This window comes from Pseudofrankia sp. DC12 (genome assembly GCF_000966285.1).
In the GTDB taxonomy this organism is placed as follows: domain Bacteria; phylum Actinomycetota; class Actinomycetes; order Frankiales; family Frankiaceae; genus Pseudofrankia.
Window position 1 is genome coordinate 2,589,196 of sequence record NZ_KQ031391.1, and the last position, 16,367, is coordinate 2,605,562.

Consider the following 16,367-nt stretch of genomic DNA (forward strand, 5'->3'; position numbering starts at 1 on the left):
CGCTCTGGAGGTCGCGGGTCATGGGGTCTCCCGGAAGAAGTCAGGAACCGTGGGCGGCCGGGAGCGGACCAGCAGGGCATGGATCGCGGCGCCGACGGCGAGCAGCAGGCCAGCGAGGACCAGCTGACCGCCGGGCGACCGGTAGGGGCCGAGGACCGCCGGCCAGACGGCCAGCAGCACCACCGTCGTGACGGCGAACAAGCCCAGCAGCAGGCTCATCGCGCGCCGGTAACGCGCCCGCCCGGCGTGAAGGTCGCGCAGCACCGCGACCCGGTGCCGCGTCGTCTCGACCTGGCCGGCCATCAGCCGCCCGACACCGCCCGCGCCGTGGCGGTAGGCCAGCGACAGGGCGGCGACGACCTGGCCGACCGCCGGGTGCGCGACCTCGGTGTGGAAGGCGGCCAGCGCCGCCGGCAGCGGCTGGTGGTCCTCCAGCCGGCGCGCCAGGCCGGCCAGTGGGGCGGCGAGCGGGGGTGGCGGGAGCAGGCAGGACGCGGCGACCGCCGCGAGCAGCGGCTGGCCGGCGTCGAGTTCCTGGCGGACCGTCTCACACCAGCTCGCGACCGCGTCACCCAGCTCGTTGACCTGCGGCACCGCCCGTACCGCCCGCGTCTGACCGACCAGCCACACCAACCCACCCGCCGCGACCGCCAGCACCGGCAGGCCGACCAGCACCCCGACCGCCAGCCCGCCAGCCGCCGCGACCAGCGCCCCGCTGGCGCCCTCGGGCAGTCGCCATCGCACGCCGCCCAGCACGGCGGCCGCCGGCCGGGTGGGCGTCGCGCGCCGGCGCCCACCCGGCTGGCCGCCGTGCCCGAGGACGCCCCAGGCCGTCAGCCACACTCCGACGCCGCCGGTCCCACCCGCGCAGGCGAGCACGACCAGGCGCAGTCCGCCGCTCATCCGCCCACCTGCGTCCGGGCCGCCGCGAACGGCCGCGGGTCGGTGACCGACGCCAGCTTCTCCCGCAGCGCCGGTGACATCTCGATCTCGGTCCGCACCGCCCGTCCAGCGCCCGGGTGCCACGCCCACAGCTGCGCCGAGGTGACCATCCCCGCCTGGTAGTCGCCGATCTCCCGCACCTCAGTCACGACCCGGCGTCCACCGACGTGGGCGACATGTACGACGAGGTCGAGGGCGCGGGCGATCGTTGCCAGCACCACCGGCTCCGCGACCGTCCGCGAACCGAACGCCGCATACGTCTGCAGACGGGCCACAACGTCCGCAGCGGACAGGGCGTGGATCGTCGTCGCGATGCCCTGACCAATGCCCTGCCCCGCGCCCAGCAGCAGCGGCAGCACCCCACCATCGGGTTTCAGTTCCCCGAGCAGCACCCGGCTGGGGGTCTGGCGGCGCAGGTCCGCGGTCAGATAGCGCTCCATCGAGTACTCGCCCCGGCCATCGACGTTCGACTCCCGGGTCTCGAACTCCACCAAATTGCGAAACCGGGCCCGGTCCAGAAACAGCTCCGCCTCGTCCTCGACCGTCACCACCCGGTCCAACGCCCGCTCCGCCGGCGCCGCGTTCGCCCACGCCCGCAGCAACGTCGTCTTCCCCGCACCGGTCCCACCCGAGAGGACCAGACCGAACGGCACCCGCAGCGCTGCGGTTGCAGCCAGCAGCGCGGCCACATCCGGCCCGCACATCCCCGCCGCAGCCAACCCGGCCAGCGAGTCGAGCGCCGGGGTGAACAGCCGGCAATCCAGATGCGTCACCGACGTCACCCGACCCAGCGCATGCACCCGCACCCCGTTCGGCAACCGGAAACGCACCGACGGATTCGCCTCGTCGAACCGCCGCCCCGCCAACGCCGCCCGCGACGCCGCCCACTCCCACACCGCGACATCGGTCGCGAACGGCGACGGGCCCTCCACACGCCGGCCGGACAGCCGTTCGGTGCAGACCATGTTCACCGCCCCGTTGACCTCCACGTCGGAAAACCGGTGCGCCGCCGTCAGCACCGGACCCAACACGCCGAGATCCGCACCCGCCTCACGGGCACGCGCCCGAACCATCTCCTGACCGACCAGATCCAGCGGGGCGACACCGGCCTCGGCTGCGTCCGCGCGGGCAGCCGCCAACACGACGGCGACCGCGTCCTCGACCAGCGACGCCCGGTCCGCGGGGTCGACTGTCACCCCGGAACGGCGGGCCTGCGCGAGGCGTGCCTCGACCATCTCGCCAACCTCGGCCACCAGCGCGGCGACCAGCTCCTCATCCACCGCGACCGGCCCGCCTGACCGCAGGTCCGGCGCGCGGATCGCCACCACCGGGTGCACCGCCGGGACGATGTCCGCCGGGCGCAGACCACGCGACGCCATCAGGTGCCACCTGCGGCCTGTCCGCCCAGCCCGCCGGTCGGCGAACCGGAGCCCGGCACGTTCACGCCCGCGCCAGGTGAGGTGGTCGGTCTGCTGGTGCTGGACGCGCCGGCGTAGACCGACGATCCGGCGCTCGGCGGCGCCAGGACAGCGGTCGCGGCGCTGGTCGGGACAACAGCCGGAACCCCGGGATCGGTGGAGCCGGTGACGCCGAGCAGCCGGACCCCGGGGCCCTGCGCGGCGGCGGCCGCGACCTGAGGTGCAAGCTCGGCATCGACCGCCAGATAGACGACCGTGTTCCCACCGCCTGCCCCGCCGCCGGGGGCGTGGACCTCGGTGACGGTCACCATCGACGCCAGCGTCAGCGGCTCCTTCGACACCGCGTCCACACCGACCACGTCGACCACATCCCCCGGCCGGAGTCCCGCGGACGGCAGGCCCGCGGCGTCGACGGCGACGCCGAGCGTCAACGTCCCCGCCGGGCCGGACACCGAGCCGACCAACTCCGGGCTCAGCAACGTCCCCGCCGGCAGGTCGACCAGAGCCTGACGGCCCACCACCGCGTGACGGGCCGCCGCCGGCGACGCCAACCGGACCTGTCCCCCATCGGCGGCGACCCGCACCACCGCCAGATCCCCCACCCCGACGACCTGGCCACGCTGCACCGGTCGCGACAGCGCCACCGCGTCGATCATCTGGACCCGCCCGGAGCCGAGCCACAACGCCAACCCGGCACCCAGCGCGGCAAGCAACAGGCCCGCGAGCACCCCACCCCACCGCGGGACGCCCCGGCCGGCACCCGGCACCGGGGCGTCGCCGTACAGGTCGCCGTCCTCGGCCGGCAGATCCCAGCGCCGCGGCGCGGCGTACGTCACCGCCGACACCCCCCACGTCCCGCCGCTACCGCCAGCGAGACCGCGCCACCAACAGGAGCCCCCCGCCGGCCCCGGCCACCACGGCCCGCCGGTCCCGGCGCACCTGGCAGCGCACCGCCCACCGCTGATGCCCGGATCCGGACATCAGCCGGCGCTCTCTTCAAATGCAATGCCTGGATCCGGACATTCGATGGCCCAACCGGGTCGCCGAATGTCCTAAACCGGGCGGCACGGCGCGGCACGAAACAACACGAGCGGCGATGGTGCCGAGAACTCGGACGCATGATTCTCCTATCGGGCAGGTCGGAGTACCCGCAACCAGGGCGCCCGAAAAGACGCCATCCGGCTGCGAGCGCAGCAAGATGTGCAGCTCAGAGCATGTTTCTGGGACGAGGCGAGCTGGTGCGACCGCAGGCAACACCGCCGCCAGGGGACGGCAAAGCAATCGGAAAGATCGTCGGAGTGTAGCGCCCGGCTAGTCCGGACCATCATTAGAGAAAGGTGGTACCACAGGATTTCACGATTGAAAAGCCTTAGCATCCGACCATGCGAAGAACCCTCGACAACGGCCGCGACCGTCCGTCATCACGGCCACGCCGCTAAACCCCGCCGACCCGAGCGCAAACGCCACCACGAGGCCGAGCCCGTCCCCGACGCGCCCGCGGCCCGGGACCCTCCACTCCGCGCGCACCCCCAGATCCGCTGACGCCACGGGCCGCGCGCTACCGCGCCGGACCGTCCCGTCCGCCCGTCACCTCGATACCCGTGCTCGCCGGCGACCGACACGGCAGGTCACCGAGGGGTCGACCGATGTCCGTGGGGCACCGCGCGCCCGACACGCCCATCAACCGCTTGCCCAGCCGACCCCGATCGAATCACTACAATCCGTACTCAAAGTGATGTGCCTCACATAACGGGCGTCGACTCTTCCCCTACAGCCACCGCTCCCCCGCCACGCCAACATCGGGCAGGCCGCCATGACCCCCGCACCCACCACCGCCGCCAGAATTCGAACACCACACCGCGCCCATCCCCAAAACTCCGGCCACACCGCCCACGCGCAGTCCTTCACCTCGCCGACCGACGCGACCCGGGCCAGGCACACACCAACCACCGAGGGCGGCCAGCCGCCCACCGCCAAGCCGGGAGCCGCAAGTCGCGGCACGCAGGCACCGACCACGCCCACGCTGGGTCCACCGGCCGAAGCGCGGACCACGTGGCGAGACGCCGAGTTCTGGATCCGCCTCGCCACCATCGCCGCCGTCCTGACCGTCGCGGCCATCGCCGCCGCCGTGTCCTACCGCCACATGCGCGGCGTCGCCCTCGACCACGGCGAGGACCACACCGCCGCCGCCATCATCCCGATCTCCGTCGACGGCCTCATCGTCGCCGCCTCCATGACCCTGCTCGCCGACAGCCGCGCCGGACGCCGCCGCACCCTGCTGCCCTACGCCCTGCTAGCGCTCAGCTCCGCCGCCTCCGTCGCCGCCAACGTCATGCACGCCGAACCCACCCTGGCCGCCCGGGTGATTGCCGCCTGGCCGAGCGCCGCTCTGATTGGCGCGTACGAGCTGCTCATGGGGCAGATCCGTGCTGCCAGCCGTGCACCCCGCAACGGCCGCGACGGCGGCCCGGGCCGGCGCCGCCGCACGGTCCCTGCCGGCCAGACCAGTCAGATCGATCAGGTCCCGGCGCGACGGAGCGACGCCGCACCAAGCGAAGTGGCGCAGGGGCGAGGGGTCCCAGCCGGGCCGGCGACCCGGGCAAGCGGCGCGCGGACGCACCCGCGCCGCGCCCTGGTCACGGTGCCCAAGCCAGGAACGAAACGCGAAGCGCTCGCGGCACTCCTCGCCACCGTCGCCCAAGACGACCCGCGCACTGACTACGCGCTCGCCCGCGACCTCGGCCCCGCCGTCGACCTCCACATCAGCACCGCCCGCCGCTACATCGGCCAGCTCCGCCAACTCGACCCGCCAGGCGCTGTGGCGGCGTGACGCAAGGAAGGCAGCGCCGTCGCCTCACGGCGGGCCAGCCTGCTTCAAGATCTTGAATCAGGCTGGGAGGTCACGCGGGCCAGCAGGCCGGCCCAAACCGGGCCACGCTCGCAGAGCGCGGTGGATGCCCGAACCGGGTCGAGGCTGTTGCCCGTCCTTGGACAGTTGGTCGCGCGCCGTAGGCTGATCTCCGCGGAAGGGCGGGGAGGGGTCTGCGCGGTGACCACAGGCCAGTGAGCGGTGGATCGAACGCCAGCTTGGCGCCGGACGGGCGCGCCGCGGCGCGCAGACCCGATCGGGCTGCGCGCCCGGGTGAGGGTGCCAGGGCCGGTTCGGTGGACGGGCCGCGGTGGACGTTGCTGGACGCGACGTTGGAGCGGGTCACCTTCGCCAACGAGGAGACCGGCTACACCGTCGCACGGGTCGATCCCGGCCGTGGTGGGGAACTCGTCACGGTCGTCGGGTCGCTGCTGGGTGCCCAGCCAGGGGAGTTCCTGCGGATGCGGGGCCGCTGGGGCAGCCATCCCCAGCACGGCCGGCAGTTCCAGGTGGAGGACTACACGACCGTCCTGCCCGCCACCGTCCAGGGCATCCGCCGCTACCTCGGCTCCGGGCTGATCAAAGGGGTGGGGCCGCGGCTCGCGGAGAACATCGTCGAGCACTTCGGCGCCGAGGCCCTCGATGTCATCGACACCGAGCCCGCCCGGCTGATCGAGGTCCCCAAGCTCGGCCCGAAACGCGTCAAGGCGATCACCGCCGCCTGGGACGAACAACGAGCCATCAAGGAAGTGATGGTCTTCCTGCAAAGCGTCGGGGTCTCGACCTCGCTCGCCGTGAAGATCTACAAGAAGTACCAGGACGGCTCGGTCGACGTGGTCCGCCGCGAGCCCTACCGGCTCGCGAACGACGTGTGGGGCATCGGTTTCCGGACCGCGGACACCATCGCCCAGGCCGTCGGTATCCCGCACGACGCCCCCGAGCGGATCAAGGCCGGTCTACAGTACTGCCTGTCGGAGTCGACCAGTGACGGCCACTGCTATCTGCCCGAGCAGCGGCTGCTCACCGACGCGGCGAAGATCCTGGAAGTCGAGCTGGCCGGGGTGATCGACGCCCTCGGCGCGCTCGTCGCCGAGGACGGGGTCGTCCGCGAGGAGCTGCCCGGTGAGGACCCGGCGCAGCCGGTGCCCGCCTACTATCTCGTGCCGTTCCACCGGGCCGAGGTGTCGCTGGCCAACCAGCTGCAGCGTCTCCTGGACGCCGACACTGATCGGCTCGGCGCGTTCGCGACCGTGGACTGGGACGCGGCCCGGCGCTGGCTGCGCGGGCGGACGGGCGCCGATCTCGCGCCGGCGCAGGACGAGGCGGTCCGCCTCGCGCTGACCCGCAAGGTCGCGGTGCTGACCGGCGGGCCGGGCTGCGGGAAGAGCTTCACGGTCCGCTCGATCGTGGAGATGGCGACGGCGAAACGCGCGAAGGTGCTGCTCGCCGCGCCGACCGGCCGCGCCGCCAAGAGACTGACCGAGCTGACCGGCCACCCCGCAGCAACCGTGCACCGCCTGCTGGAGCTGCGCCCCGGCGGCGACGCCGCCTACGACCGCGACCGCCCGCTGGACGCCGACCTCGTCGTCGTCGACGAGGCCTCGATGCTTGACCTGCTGTTGGCGAACAAGCTCGCCCGCGCGGTCGCCCCCGGCGCCCACCTGCTGCTCGTCGGCGACGTCGACCAGCTGCCCTCCGTCGGCGCCGGCCAGGTGCTGCGTGACCTGCTCGCCGACGACACCCCGGTCCCGCACGTCCGGCTGACCCAGGTGTTCCGCCAGGCCGCCCAGTCCGGGGTCGTCACCAACGCCCACCGCATCAACGCAGGCACCTTCCCCCAGGTCACCGGCCTGCCCGACTTCTTCCTGTTCGCCTGCGACGAGGCCGAGGACGCCGCGAACCTCACCGTCGACGTCGTCGCGAACCGGATCCCCCGCCGGTTCGGCCTGGACCCCCGCACCGACGTCCAGGTCCTCACCCCGATGCACCGCGGCCACGCCGGCGCCGGCACCCTCAACGGCCTGCTCCAGGACGCGCTCACCCCTGCTGGCCCCGGCGTCCCGGAGCGGCGATTCGGCGGCCGGGTGTTCCGCGTCGGCGACAAGGTCAGCCAGATCCGCAACAACTACGACAAGGGCACGGCCGGTGTCTTCAACGGCACCCTCGGCGTCGTCACCGCCCTCGACCTCGTCGAGCAGACCCTGACCGTGCGGACCGACGAGGGCGAGACCATCCCCTACGATTTCGCCGAGCTCGACGAGCTCACCCATGCCTACGCACTGACCATCCACCGCTCCCAGGGCAGCGAATACCCCGCCGTCGTCATCCCGGTGACGATGAGCGCCTGGATGATGCTGCAACGCAACCTGCTCTACACGGCCGTCACCCGCGCCAAGAAACTCGTCGTCCTCGTCGGCTCGCGCAAGGCCATCGGCCGTGCCGTGCACACCGCGACCGCCGGCCGCCGCCACACCGGCCTCGCCCACCGCCTCCACACCAGCCCACCGCGGCGCGACACACCGAACCTCCCCGCCGCCCCGCACTGACCAAGGCGACCCCGGACCCGGTCGGACGCGGGCGGCGATCGTCCCTGCCCCGGCCCCAGTCGGTACCGGTCCGACCCCGCAATCGGACACTCGATCACGGGCTGGCCGGCCGACCTCAGGCAGGACTCAGGCCACCGCCCAATCAAACAGATGATCGTCCGGGTGAGGTCTCGACGTCGGGCGTCGTCACGGCCAGCGGCGCTCAACGGGCGGCGATGACCACATCCTGCGACCGGCGCGAGCGCGACCACGCATCGGTCAAGCCGTCGTCGCGCGGCCTGGCCCGGCCCAACCGGGCGGCGGGTCATCCGCCACGCCAGACCCGAACACCACGCAATCCGGCTGGGCGGCCGGTTCCCGAGACACGAGGAAGGCGGCTGCATGCGCGGCCGAAGCCGCGCTGTCACCGGGGTCGAACGGTGCCCGTGACGGGCGGCGTGACCCTCGTGGTGACACCGGTGGTGACAGTCGCGGTGCGCGAATCCGCCCGCGGGCGGGGCCAGTGATGGTCGCGGTGACGATGGCGGTGACGTGCACGGTCAGCGTTGGGCTGTTGGGCGCCTTCCCGGGGCGCGGGTCCGGCACCAGGAGCACGCATGGCGCGACGCGGAACGTCACTACCCCGTAGCGACACCCTGATCGGTACGGCGACGGTCCTGGGCTCCGTTCGGCCCCAGGTCGGGACGGGACCCGCCAGGATGGCCGTCTGGTGATCGCGACGGTGCGGGTGTTGCGGGCGTCGCACCCCGGGCAGGTCGCGAAGGCAGCGCGGGACGTCGTCGCCTACGTACAGGGCGGCCAGCCCGAAGCGTCCAGCCCGCTGGCGGTGTACTACAGCCGCGCCCGTGCACAGGGCCGGGCGCGGGGGGCCGGCGCCGAGCTGGTCGGGCTGGACGGGCAGGTGTCCGCGCTCGCGCTGGAACGGCTGCTACGCGGTCGGCACGCGGTCAGCGGCCGTCCGCTGCTGTCCGCCGCCGGCTCCGCCGGCCGAGTGCCACGGCGCCCTGGCGCCGGTCCCGGCGAGGCAGACGAGCTGCTGACGCTCGCAGCAGCGGCACGGATCGCCGGAGTCGGACCGACCTATCTACGCCGCCTGGTCAGCCGCAACGCCCGCACCCTGACCGCGGCCACGACGCCGGCCGGCCGCACAGCCACCCCAGCCGGCCTCAGACGCCCGGCTGACCGGGATGCGGCCCGAGCCACCGCCGACGACGCGAAGGCCGCGGCCGGAGGGCTGCCAGCCGGCCAGTTGGCGGGAGTCCGGGGGCGGGGAGGCCAGTGGCTGGTACGCCGCGCCGAGTTGGAACGGTGGTGTGCCCAGCGGGTCCCGCCTGCGACGGTGCTGGGCTATGACCTGGTGTGCTCGGCGCCGAAGTCGGTCAGCCTGCTGTGGGCCTTCGGTGACGACGCCCTGCGCGCGGACGTCGCCGCCGCGATGGAGGCCGCGGTCGACGCGACGATCGGCTACCTGGAACGCCACGGTGTGTTCGGCCGGGTCCGCGGGCAGAGCCGCCACGCCCTCGGCCTGGCAGTCGCCTCTTATCTGCACGACGTGTCCCGCAGCGACGAGGCACACCTGCACATCCACAACATCATCATCAACGCGGTGTTCGTCCCCACCGAACCCGACGACGATCCGAGCGCGCCGGCGGGCGGCGGGGAGTGGCGCACGATCGACGGCGAGGCGCTGCTCACCGAGGTCAGGACCGCCGGCTACGTCGGCGCGGCCGTGTTGCGCCACGAGCTGTCCGCCCGCCGGGCTGTCGACTGGCTCCCGGTGCGCAACGGCGTCGCGGAGATCGCCGGTTTCCCGTCCGACCTGTTGACGGCGTTCTCGACCCGCCATGGCGAGGTTATGGCGGAGTTCACCCAGCTCGTCGCCGCCGGACTCGAGCCGTCGGCGGCGACCAAGGATGCGGCGCAGCGCGGGTCGCGGGCGCCGAAGCGGGTGCTGGCGGACGCCGAGGTCGACGCGCTGCAACGCGACCGGCTCACCGCGACCGGCTGGACCATCGACGCTGTGCGCCACCTGGCCCCGGCCCGGCCCGCCCGTTCAGGCACCGCGACGTCCCCGCCGTCCGTGGACAGGGATGTGCGGGCGGTTGGTGCGCTGTTTGACCAGCTGTCGGGCGCGGATGGGCTGACGGCGCGGGCGACGACGTTCACCCGCCGCCAGGTCGTCGAGCAGGTCGCCGCCTGGGCCGGTGACCGCCTCGGCGCCGACGCGATCGAACGCCTCGCCGACCGCTACCTCGCGGACGCCCGTGTGGTGCTGCTGCACGACACCAGCCGCACGCGCCGACGCCACGAACCCGAAGCGCTCTACACCGTCGAAGGACTCCTCACCGTCGAGGACACCCTGCTGGCACTGTGCCGCCAAGGCCAGGTCGCTGCCGGAGCGATCCCGCGCCTCCTGCTGGACCCGGGTCTCCTGAACGCCCAGCTCGCCGCCGCCACCGCCCACCCTGCTGCACGCGAGGCCGGGCCGCGGCTGACGGACGAACAGGCCGAACTGGTCCGCCGGCTGCTCGACTGCGGTGACCTGGTCCGCCCCGCGGTCGGCCCGGCCGGCACCGGCAAAACCGAGGCCATGCGGGTCCTGACCGCGATCCTGCACAACGGCGGGCGGACCGTGCTCGCGACCGCCCACGGCGGCCGCCAAGCCGAGGAACTCGCCGACCGCATCGAAATTCCCGCCCGCGTCGTCGCGAGCTGGCTGACCCTGCTCGAGCACACCGACGACCCGAGCACCGTCTGGCCACCCGGCTCGGTCCTCATCGTCGACGAAGCCACCCAGGTCCCCACCCGCGACGCCGAACAGCTCCTGCGCTACGCCACCCGCACCGGCACCGTCCTCATCCTGCTCGGCGACCCCGCCCAGCTCGGCTCCGTGTCCGCCGGCGGCTGGTTCACCCACCTCGCCACCCACACCCCGGCCATCCCGGCGCTGGCAACAGTGCACCGCCAGGCCGGCCCGCAGCTGGCGCCGATCCGCGCCGCACTCGGCGCGCTACGCGCCGACACACCGGCCGCGACCCGCGCCGCCCTCGACGAGCTCGCCCGCCTCGGGCACGTCCACCTCGCTGAGAGCGCCACCGTCCTGCTCGACCGCGCCGTCGAGGGCTGGTACACCGAACGCCGCCAGGCGCTTGAAGCCAAGCCGAGCCAAGCCACCCACTCCCCCGGGCGACGAGTCGAGCCAAGTCATCGCCAGCCGCGGGCCACACCCGCCCCGAGGACCGCGGATCCAGACGGCCCTCCCAGCCAGGAAGACGCCGAGCCGGCAGGGCTCACGCCGGCGCGGCCGGCGATGGTCCAGATGATGGCGCAATATCAGCGCGACGTGGACACCCTCAACACCGCCGCCCGCGCCCTGCTCACCGACGACGGCACCCTGACCGGACCCACCCTCACCGTGGCCGGCCGGCAGTTCCGTGTCGGGGACGAGGTCATCACGCTCACCCAGGCCGGCCACACCCTGATCCCCGCCGGCCGGCCCGACTCCGCCTACATCCGCACCGGCACCGTTGGCATCGTCACCGCCGTCCACCTGCACGACACCACCGCCGCACAGGCCATCGAGGTGTCGTTCCCGTCCAAAGGCACGGTCCGGGTCCCCTGGGCCTACCTCACCCACCGGTTCGAGGACGGACGCGACGGCGGCCTCGCTCACGCCTACGCCATCACCGCGGCCAAGGCCCAAGGCGCCACGATGGACACCACCCGCGCCGTCGTCCCTGACGACACCACCCGCGCCGGCCTCTACGTCATGCTCTCGCGCGCCCGCACCGACCTACACGCCTACCTGCTACGCCGCGACCAACTACGCGACCGTGACGACGACGAATCCTGGCTCCCCGCCGTCGAAGCCGGCCCCGCTGACGGCGACCCTCTCGACCGGTTCGCCGAACGGCTCGCCCGCAGCCGCGCCGAACGGCTCGCCACCGACCACGACCCGCACGCAGAGGCAGCCCACCAGCTCCGCGGTCGCCACACCCTCAGCGAACTGACCGCCGCGAGGCTCGCCCACCAACCACCGCAGCCGGCAGACTCCGCGCCGGCAAGCCAAGCCCCCACCGGACCGAGCGGCGGCGAGCCGGCCGCGCCGCGCCGCGAGCCGTCCCGCGGCCACCTGTTCGGACGGCGACGCGGCCGGCCGGCGCCGGCAACCGAGGACGCCTCGACCGGGACGCCCAGCAACGGGTCCAGGCCGCCGCACGAGCCGAGCCAAGCCGAGCCAAGCCAGGCCGCGCTGCGGGTCAATAGCGGGCCGACACCAGCCGAGCCGAGCCAGACCCTGGTGGAGCCAGGCCGCGCGGCCAACGCCACGTCAGAGCCACCCACCGAGCCGGCAGGGGCCGCTCTGCCACGCCAGGTCCTCCTGCGGCGCGCCGAGCTGGCCGCCGAAGCCGCCATCCGCGCCGCGGCGCTCGCCGACCCACCCGCGCAGCTCCTCGCCCGCATTGGCCCCCTGCCAACCTCCGGCGCGGCCCGGGCGACCTGGGACGACGCTGTCGCCGCCCTGGCGATTCACCACGCCCGCCACCAGCCCGCCGCGCCCACCGACACCCTCGGTCCGCCACCAATCACCGCACCGGACGGGCGGCACCGCGATCCATGGCTCCGCGACCACTACCAGGCCATGCGCCTCGCCGCGGACTGGGCCGAGCGACTACCCGACCCGGCCCGCGCCCATTTCCACCACCCCGACGAAACCGTGCCCCGCGCCCGCGCGGTCGCCGGACTGCACGCCCTGCTCGACCACGGCCACCCCGCCGACCGGCTCGCCGGCACCCTGGCCGCAGAACCGGTCACCGACATCCGCACCGGCGCCGCCGTCCTCGCCCACCGCGTCACCGACCTCTGCCACCAAGCCCACCTCGACCCGGCCCACTACGAGCTCCCGCCCCCAGCCACCGTCCACCACGAGTGGCAGCGCGCCTTCCGCCTCCTGCACGCCGCCGAGACCCACCACCTTGCCACCCGGCCCACGGTTGACCTGGCCGCCGAACGCCACGCCCTCGACCAGCAGCTCCACCAGCCCCCGGCCGCACCCGACCACCTCGCCGGCCCGCGCGATCCGCGCGAGATCCAGACACGGCTGAAGCGACTCGACTCCGCCCTGGACCGCCAGACCAGCCACGCAGTCGTACGCGCCACCCACGAGCCCGCTGGCTACCTCACCGGCCTCCTCGGCCCTCGCCCCACCGCGCAGCCCGCTGCCACGGCCTGGGACGACGCCACCCACCGCATCGAGCACTACCGCCACCACGTCCTCGGCCTGCCCTACAACACCCCCGCCACTCCCGACGACCCCGACCCCGCCCACCACGCACTCGGCCCCCGCCCCACCGACCCTGCCGGCGCCGCCGCCTACGACCACGCCCTGCACCCCGATCCAGCCCTCGACCCCCAACTTCCCCTGTAGGGCGACAGGGCGGCGGGCGGGCTCGTTGGAGGGTTCTCGCGGTAGCCAGAATGAGTGAATCTTGGCGGTACCACGCCACACCGCACAAACATGGCGCAGGCTCGCCACCGCATCTCCCTTCCCGGGTTGTCCGGGTTCAGATAGCTTCGCGACAACCCGAATTCGACTGACGTCTCGCACCTATCCGCAACACGCAGACGACAGCCACGTCGTTATCTACCCGTGCCCTGGCCGCAGCCGAGCCAATTCGCGATCTTTCTTTGTCTCGACGGGCGCATGACGCGGTTCGTTCGTGGGAGATGGGAAAAGAACGTGCCACGCCATCCGACGGATATCAGCGACAGCTACCACGACCGCACCACGACATCCCTCGCGCCTGAACCCACACCGAGCCTCGCACTCGCCGCCGCCTTCGGACTGGACGACGTCGCGGCCAGCGTCTTCGCCGCCGCGGTGCAGCGACCATGCGCCGACCTGGCCACCGTCGCCGACCTCGCCGGCCGATCCCTGCGCCAGACCCACATCGAGATCGCCTGGCTACAGGAACGAGGCCTCCTCCGCGAGATCGACGGGATCTGGGCGCCACCCCATCCCAGGCGTGTCCCGCGCGCCCAGCAGGCACGCCAGGACGCCGCGATCGCCGCCCACTGGACCGCAGCACTCGCACGCCACGCCGAACACCTCCGCGCGGCAATCCTCGCGGGCACCGAGCTCACGGGAAGCCTGCCCAGCGACGACGTCGAACTTCTGCACCCGCACGAGGCCCACGCCCGCGTCGCCCGACTCCTCGACACCGCGCGATCCCACGTCCATTTCCTGCTCTGTGGCCCGACACTGCCCCAGGACCACAGCGAACACCTGATACACGCCCTGCTCCGAGCCGCCGGGCGCGGCGTCGCGATCACGTCGGTCTGGACGCCCGACTTCCTCGCCGCCGCCTGCGCACGCACCGCCGGCGAACAGCTACGCACCGCCGACTGGATCCGCCAAAGCCCCGACGTCCCCATGCGGATGCTCGTCGTCGACCGGCAGACAGCCCTCCTCCCCATCGACGCCACCGACCTGGCCCAAGGCGCGCTCGCCTTCCGAACCCCAGCCCTACGCCAGCTCGTCACCAACCTGATCGAACAGATCCACCGCGACGCGACACCACCACCGCCGCGCACCAACCCCGCGAACCGCCACGCCGAAGTACTCGCGCTCCTCAACGAGGGCCTCACCGAAGACGCGATCGCCGCGCGCCTCCACGTCCACGTCCGCACCGTCAGCCGCACCATCGCCAACCTCCGCAACGAACTGAACGTCTCCACACCCTTCCAACTCGGCGCCGCAGCCCACCAACACGGCCTGATCCCCCGACCCCGCCCCACCGAACCAGAACGCCGCAACCAGCCAGCATCATGATCTTCAGCGCACTAGATCATCCACACGGTTGATCATGAAACCAGTCGCTTGTAGTTACTTTGCTTGGAAACAACTCCCCCATCGAGCGTCCTACCGACCCCCCCGCCCCGAGCCCGGCCGCGGGCAGCCCGCCGCCCGGCCACAACACCGAACAGACCAGGAAAAGGCACACCCGAATCGGCCCACCGCGACCCCACGGCACACGTGCAGGTGGCGCTCCGCGCCACCAGCCAGGAAAGATCAAAGACCGTCGCGCGCCGCGGAGTTCGCAGGATTATGGGAGCCGAGGGCCGCGATACGTCCTCGCGCAGGCCGGCTCGGACACCAATAGCCGTCCCCGCGGACCAGGGTTACCTAAGGATAGTTCCGTGCGCGAGAAACCTGTGTTCGGCGATTCGTGGTCGGACCTGCGCGGAGGCGGACTCTCCGAACGCCAACAACGCGAGGCGCTTGCACGAGAGCTCCGCGCCGAAGTCGCCATTGGCCATCCCCTGCACGGCCAGCGGGCCGCGATCATCGCGCAGTCGTCCGCCGCGGATGACATCATCGTCGAGCTGGCCGAGGGCGGGTGGGCCCACGTGCATCTCACCTGGATCCACGCTGCTGAGAGCCCCCCATGGCCTGTTACGACCTTCTACGAGACCGTCGCCGCCCTCGAACAGGATCTCGACCGCGCCACTTGACCCGCACGCGAGAGCGCACCAACCATCAGCTCGATGCGCGGCCCATAACCACTGTCGTCAGCGCCGGTGCACCGGCGCTGGATAGACGGGCCGCCCAGCAGGCAGCCCGGACGGAACCTGCGCCCGCACGTGCACCGCGACCGTTCGCGTCGGCAGGACCGCGAGCGTGCAGGCGGCAGCGCTCGCGTTGTGCGTAGATCTTGGCGGGGAGCCTCATGTACCAGTCGATGGCCGGCGAGACCGTGGGCCGGATGTCGCGCACGGGCGGCAAATGCAATCGGCATCGGCCCTGGTCAGGCCACCCGGGGGCCGTCGGCGCCGAGCGATCGTGACCGCGGTCGAAAACTCGCTGCGCCGCCTGCAGACCGACCACCTCGACCTCTACCTGATCCACCGACCGGACCCCAGCACGGACATCAAGGAGACGCTGTCCGCGCTCTCCGACCTGATCCGCAGCGGCAAGGTCCGCGATCGGGACGTCCGCGCTGCCCTCCGACATCGTCGAGGCCCACTGGGTCGTCGAGCGGCACGGTCTGGCGCGGTTCCGCACCGAGCAGCCACTCGTACTCGCTACTCAATCGCGGCATCGAACGCGAGGTGCTGCCCGTCGCCACAGCGCTACGGGATGGGGACCCTGGTGTGGGGCCCGCTCGGGCAGGGCTGCTCACCGGGTGCGTCCGCAAGGGCCAGCACAACGAACTGCGCCGCGCCGCCTTCGTCACGCACGTCCACGACGAGCGCCGCCTCGACACCGTCGAGCGGTACCTCTCGCTCGCCGCCGAGGTGGGCCTGCCGCTGACCCACCTCGCCATGGCGCTCGCGATCACTCACCCTGGCGTCACCAGCGCGCTCCTCGGGCCGCGCACCATGAACCACCTCGACGGCCTGTTCACCGGCCTCGACGTCGCACTCACCGACGACGTTCTCGACCGGATCGACGAGATCGTCCCGCCCGGCACCGAACATCGGCATGCTCGACCAGGCCTACGCCCCGCCGCCACTCCAACAGGCGAGCCTGCGCCGCCGGCCCACCGGCGAACCCGCCGCCACCTGACCAGCCCGCCACCGATCATGAAT

The 16,367-nt window shown here is 72.8% G+C and carries 8 protein-coding genes and 1 pseudogene; 6 read left to right on the plus strand and 3 right to left on the minus strand.

Annotated features, from left to right (window positions below):
• Positions 1 to 18: 18 nt before the first annotated feature.
• The 3 genes from FRADC12_RS10395 to FRADC12_RS31075 are packed head-to-tail and all read right to left on the minus strand — an operon-like array spanning position 19 to position 3,196.
• A complete protein-coding gene (locus tag FRADC12_RS10395; RefSeq protein WP_045876496.1) occupies positions 19 to 903 on the minus strand; it encodes a type II secretion system F family protein in 885 nt (294 codons plus the stop codon).
• On the minus strand, positions 900 to 2,321 hold the full coding sequence (locus FRADC12_RS10400; RefSeq protein WP_232303718.1) for an ATPase, T2SS/T4P/T4SS family: 1,422 nt from the start codon (positions 2,319 to 2,321) through the stop codon (positions 900 to 902). Before FRADC12_RS10400 ends, FRADC12_RS10395 begins: the two co-directional genes overlap by 4 nt.
• Positions 2,321 to 3,196 carry a flagellar biosynthesis protein FlgA gene (locus tag FRADC12_RS31075; protein ID WP_157488780.1) on the minus strand — a complete coding sequence of 292 codons (876 nt, stop codon included), beginning with the start codon at positions 3,194 to 3,196 and terminating at the stop codon, positions 2,321 to 2,323. The genes FRADC12_RS10400 and FRADC12_RS31075 overlap by 1 nt, the downstream gene beginning before the upstream one ends.
• A 977-nt stretch (positions 3,197 to 4,173) precedes the next feature.
• Between FRADC12_RS31075 and FRADC12_RS10410 the strand changes: the two genes are divergently transcribed.
• From FRADC12_RS10410 to FRADC12_RS34270, 6 genes and pseudogenes are all read left to right on the plus strand, one after another.
• Positions 4,174 to 5,190 carry a DUF2637 domain-containing protein gene (locus tag FRADC12_RS10410; protein WP_052710815.1) on the plus strand — a complete coding sequence of 339 codons (1,017 nt, stop codon included), beginning with the start codon at positions 4,174 to 4,176 and terminating at the stop codon, positions 5,188 to 5,190.
• Between the two features lie 335 nt (positions 5,191 to 5,525).
• Positions 5,526 to 7,775 carry an SF1B family DNA helicase RecD2 gene (gene recD2, locus FRADC12_RS10415; protein WP_045876497.1) on the plus strand — a complete coding sequence of 750 codons (2,250 nt, stop codon included), beginning with the start codon at positions 5,526 to 5,528 and terminating at the stop codon, positions 7,773 to 7,775.
• A gap of 709 nt (positions 7,776 to 8,484) precedes the next feature.
• Positions 8,485 to 13,203: a MobF family relaxase gene (gene mobF / locus FRADC12_RS10420; protein WP_045876498.1), complete on the plus strand. Its 4,719-nt coding sequence runs from the start codon at positions 8,485 to 8,487 to the stop codon at positions 13,201 to 13,203.
• 312 nt (positions 13,204 to 13,515) lie between these two features.
• Positions 13,516 to 14,607, plus strand: a complete 1,092-nt coding sequence (locus FRADC12_RS28280; RefSeq protein WP_052710816.1) for a helix-turn-helix transcriptional regulator — start codon at positions 13,516 to 13,518, stop codon at positions 14,605 to 14,607.
• Positions 14,608 to 14,975: 368 nt separating this feature from the next.
• Entirely contained in the window at positions 14,976 to 15,290 is a 315-nt protein-coding gene (locus tag FRADC12_RS10430; RefSeq protein WP_045876499.1) for a hypothetical protein, read from the plus strand.
• Positions 15,291 to 15,561: 271 nt separating this feature from the next.
• A pseudogene (locus FRADC12_RS34270) lies at positions 15,562 to 16,178 on the plus strand (aldo/keto reductase); the annotation flags it as partial.
• Positions 16,179 to 16,367: the final 189 nt, after the last annotated feature.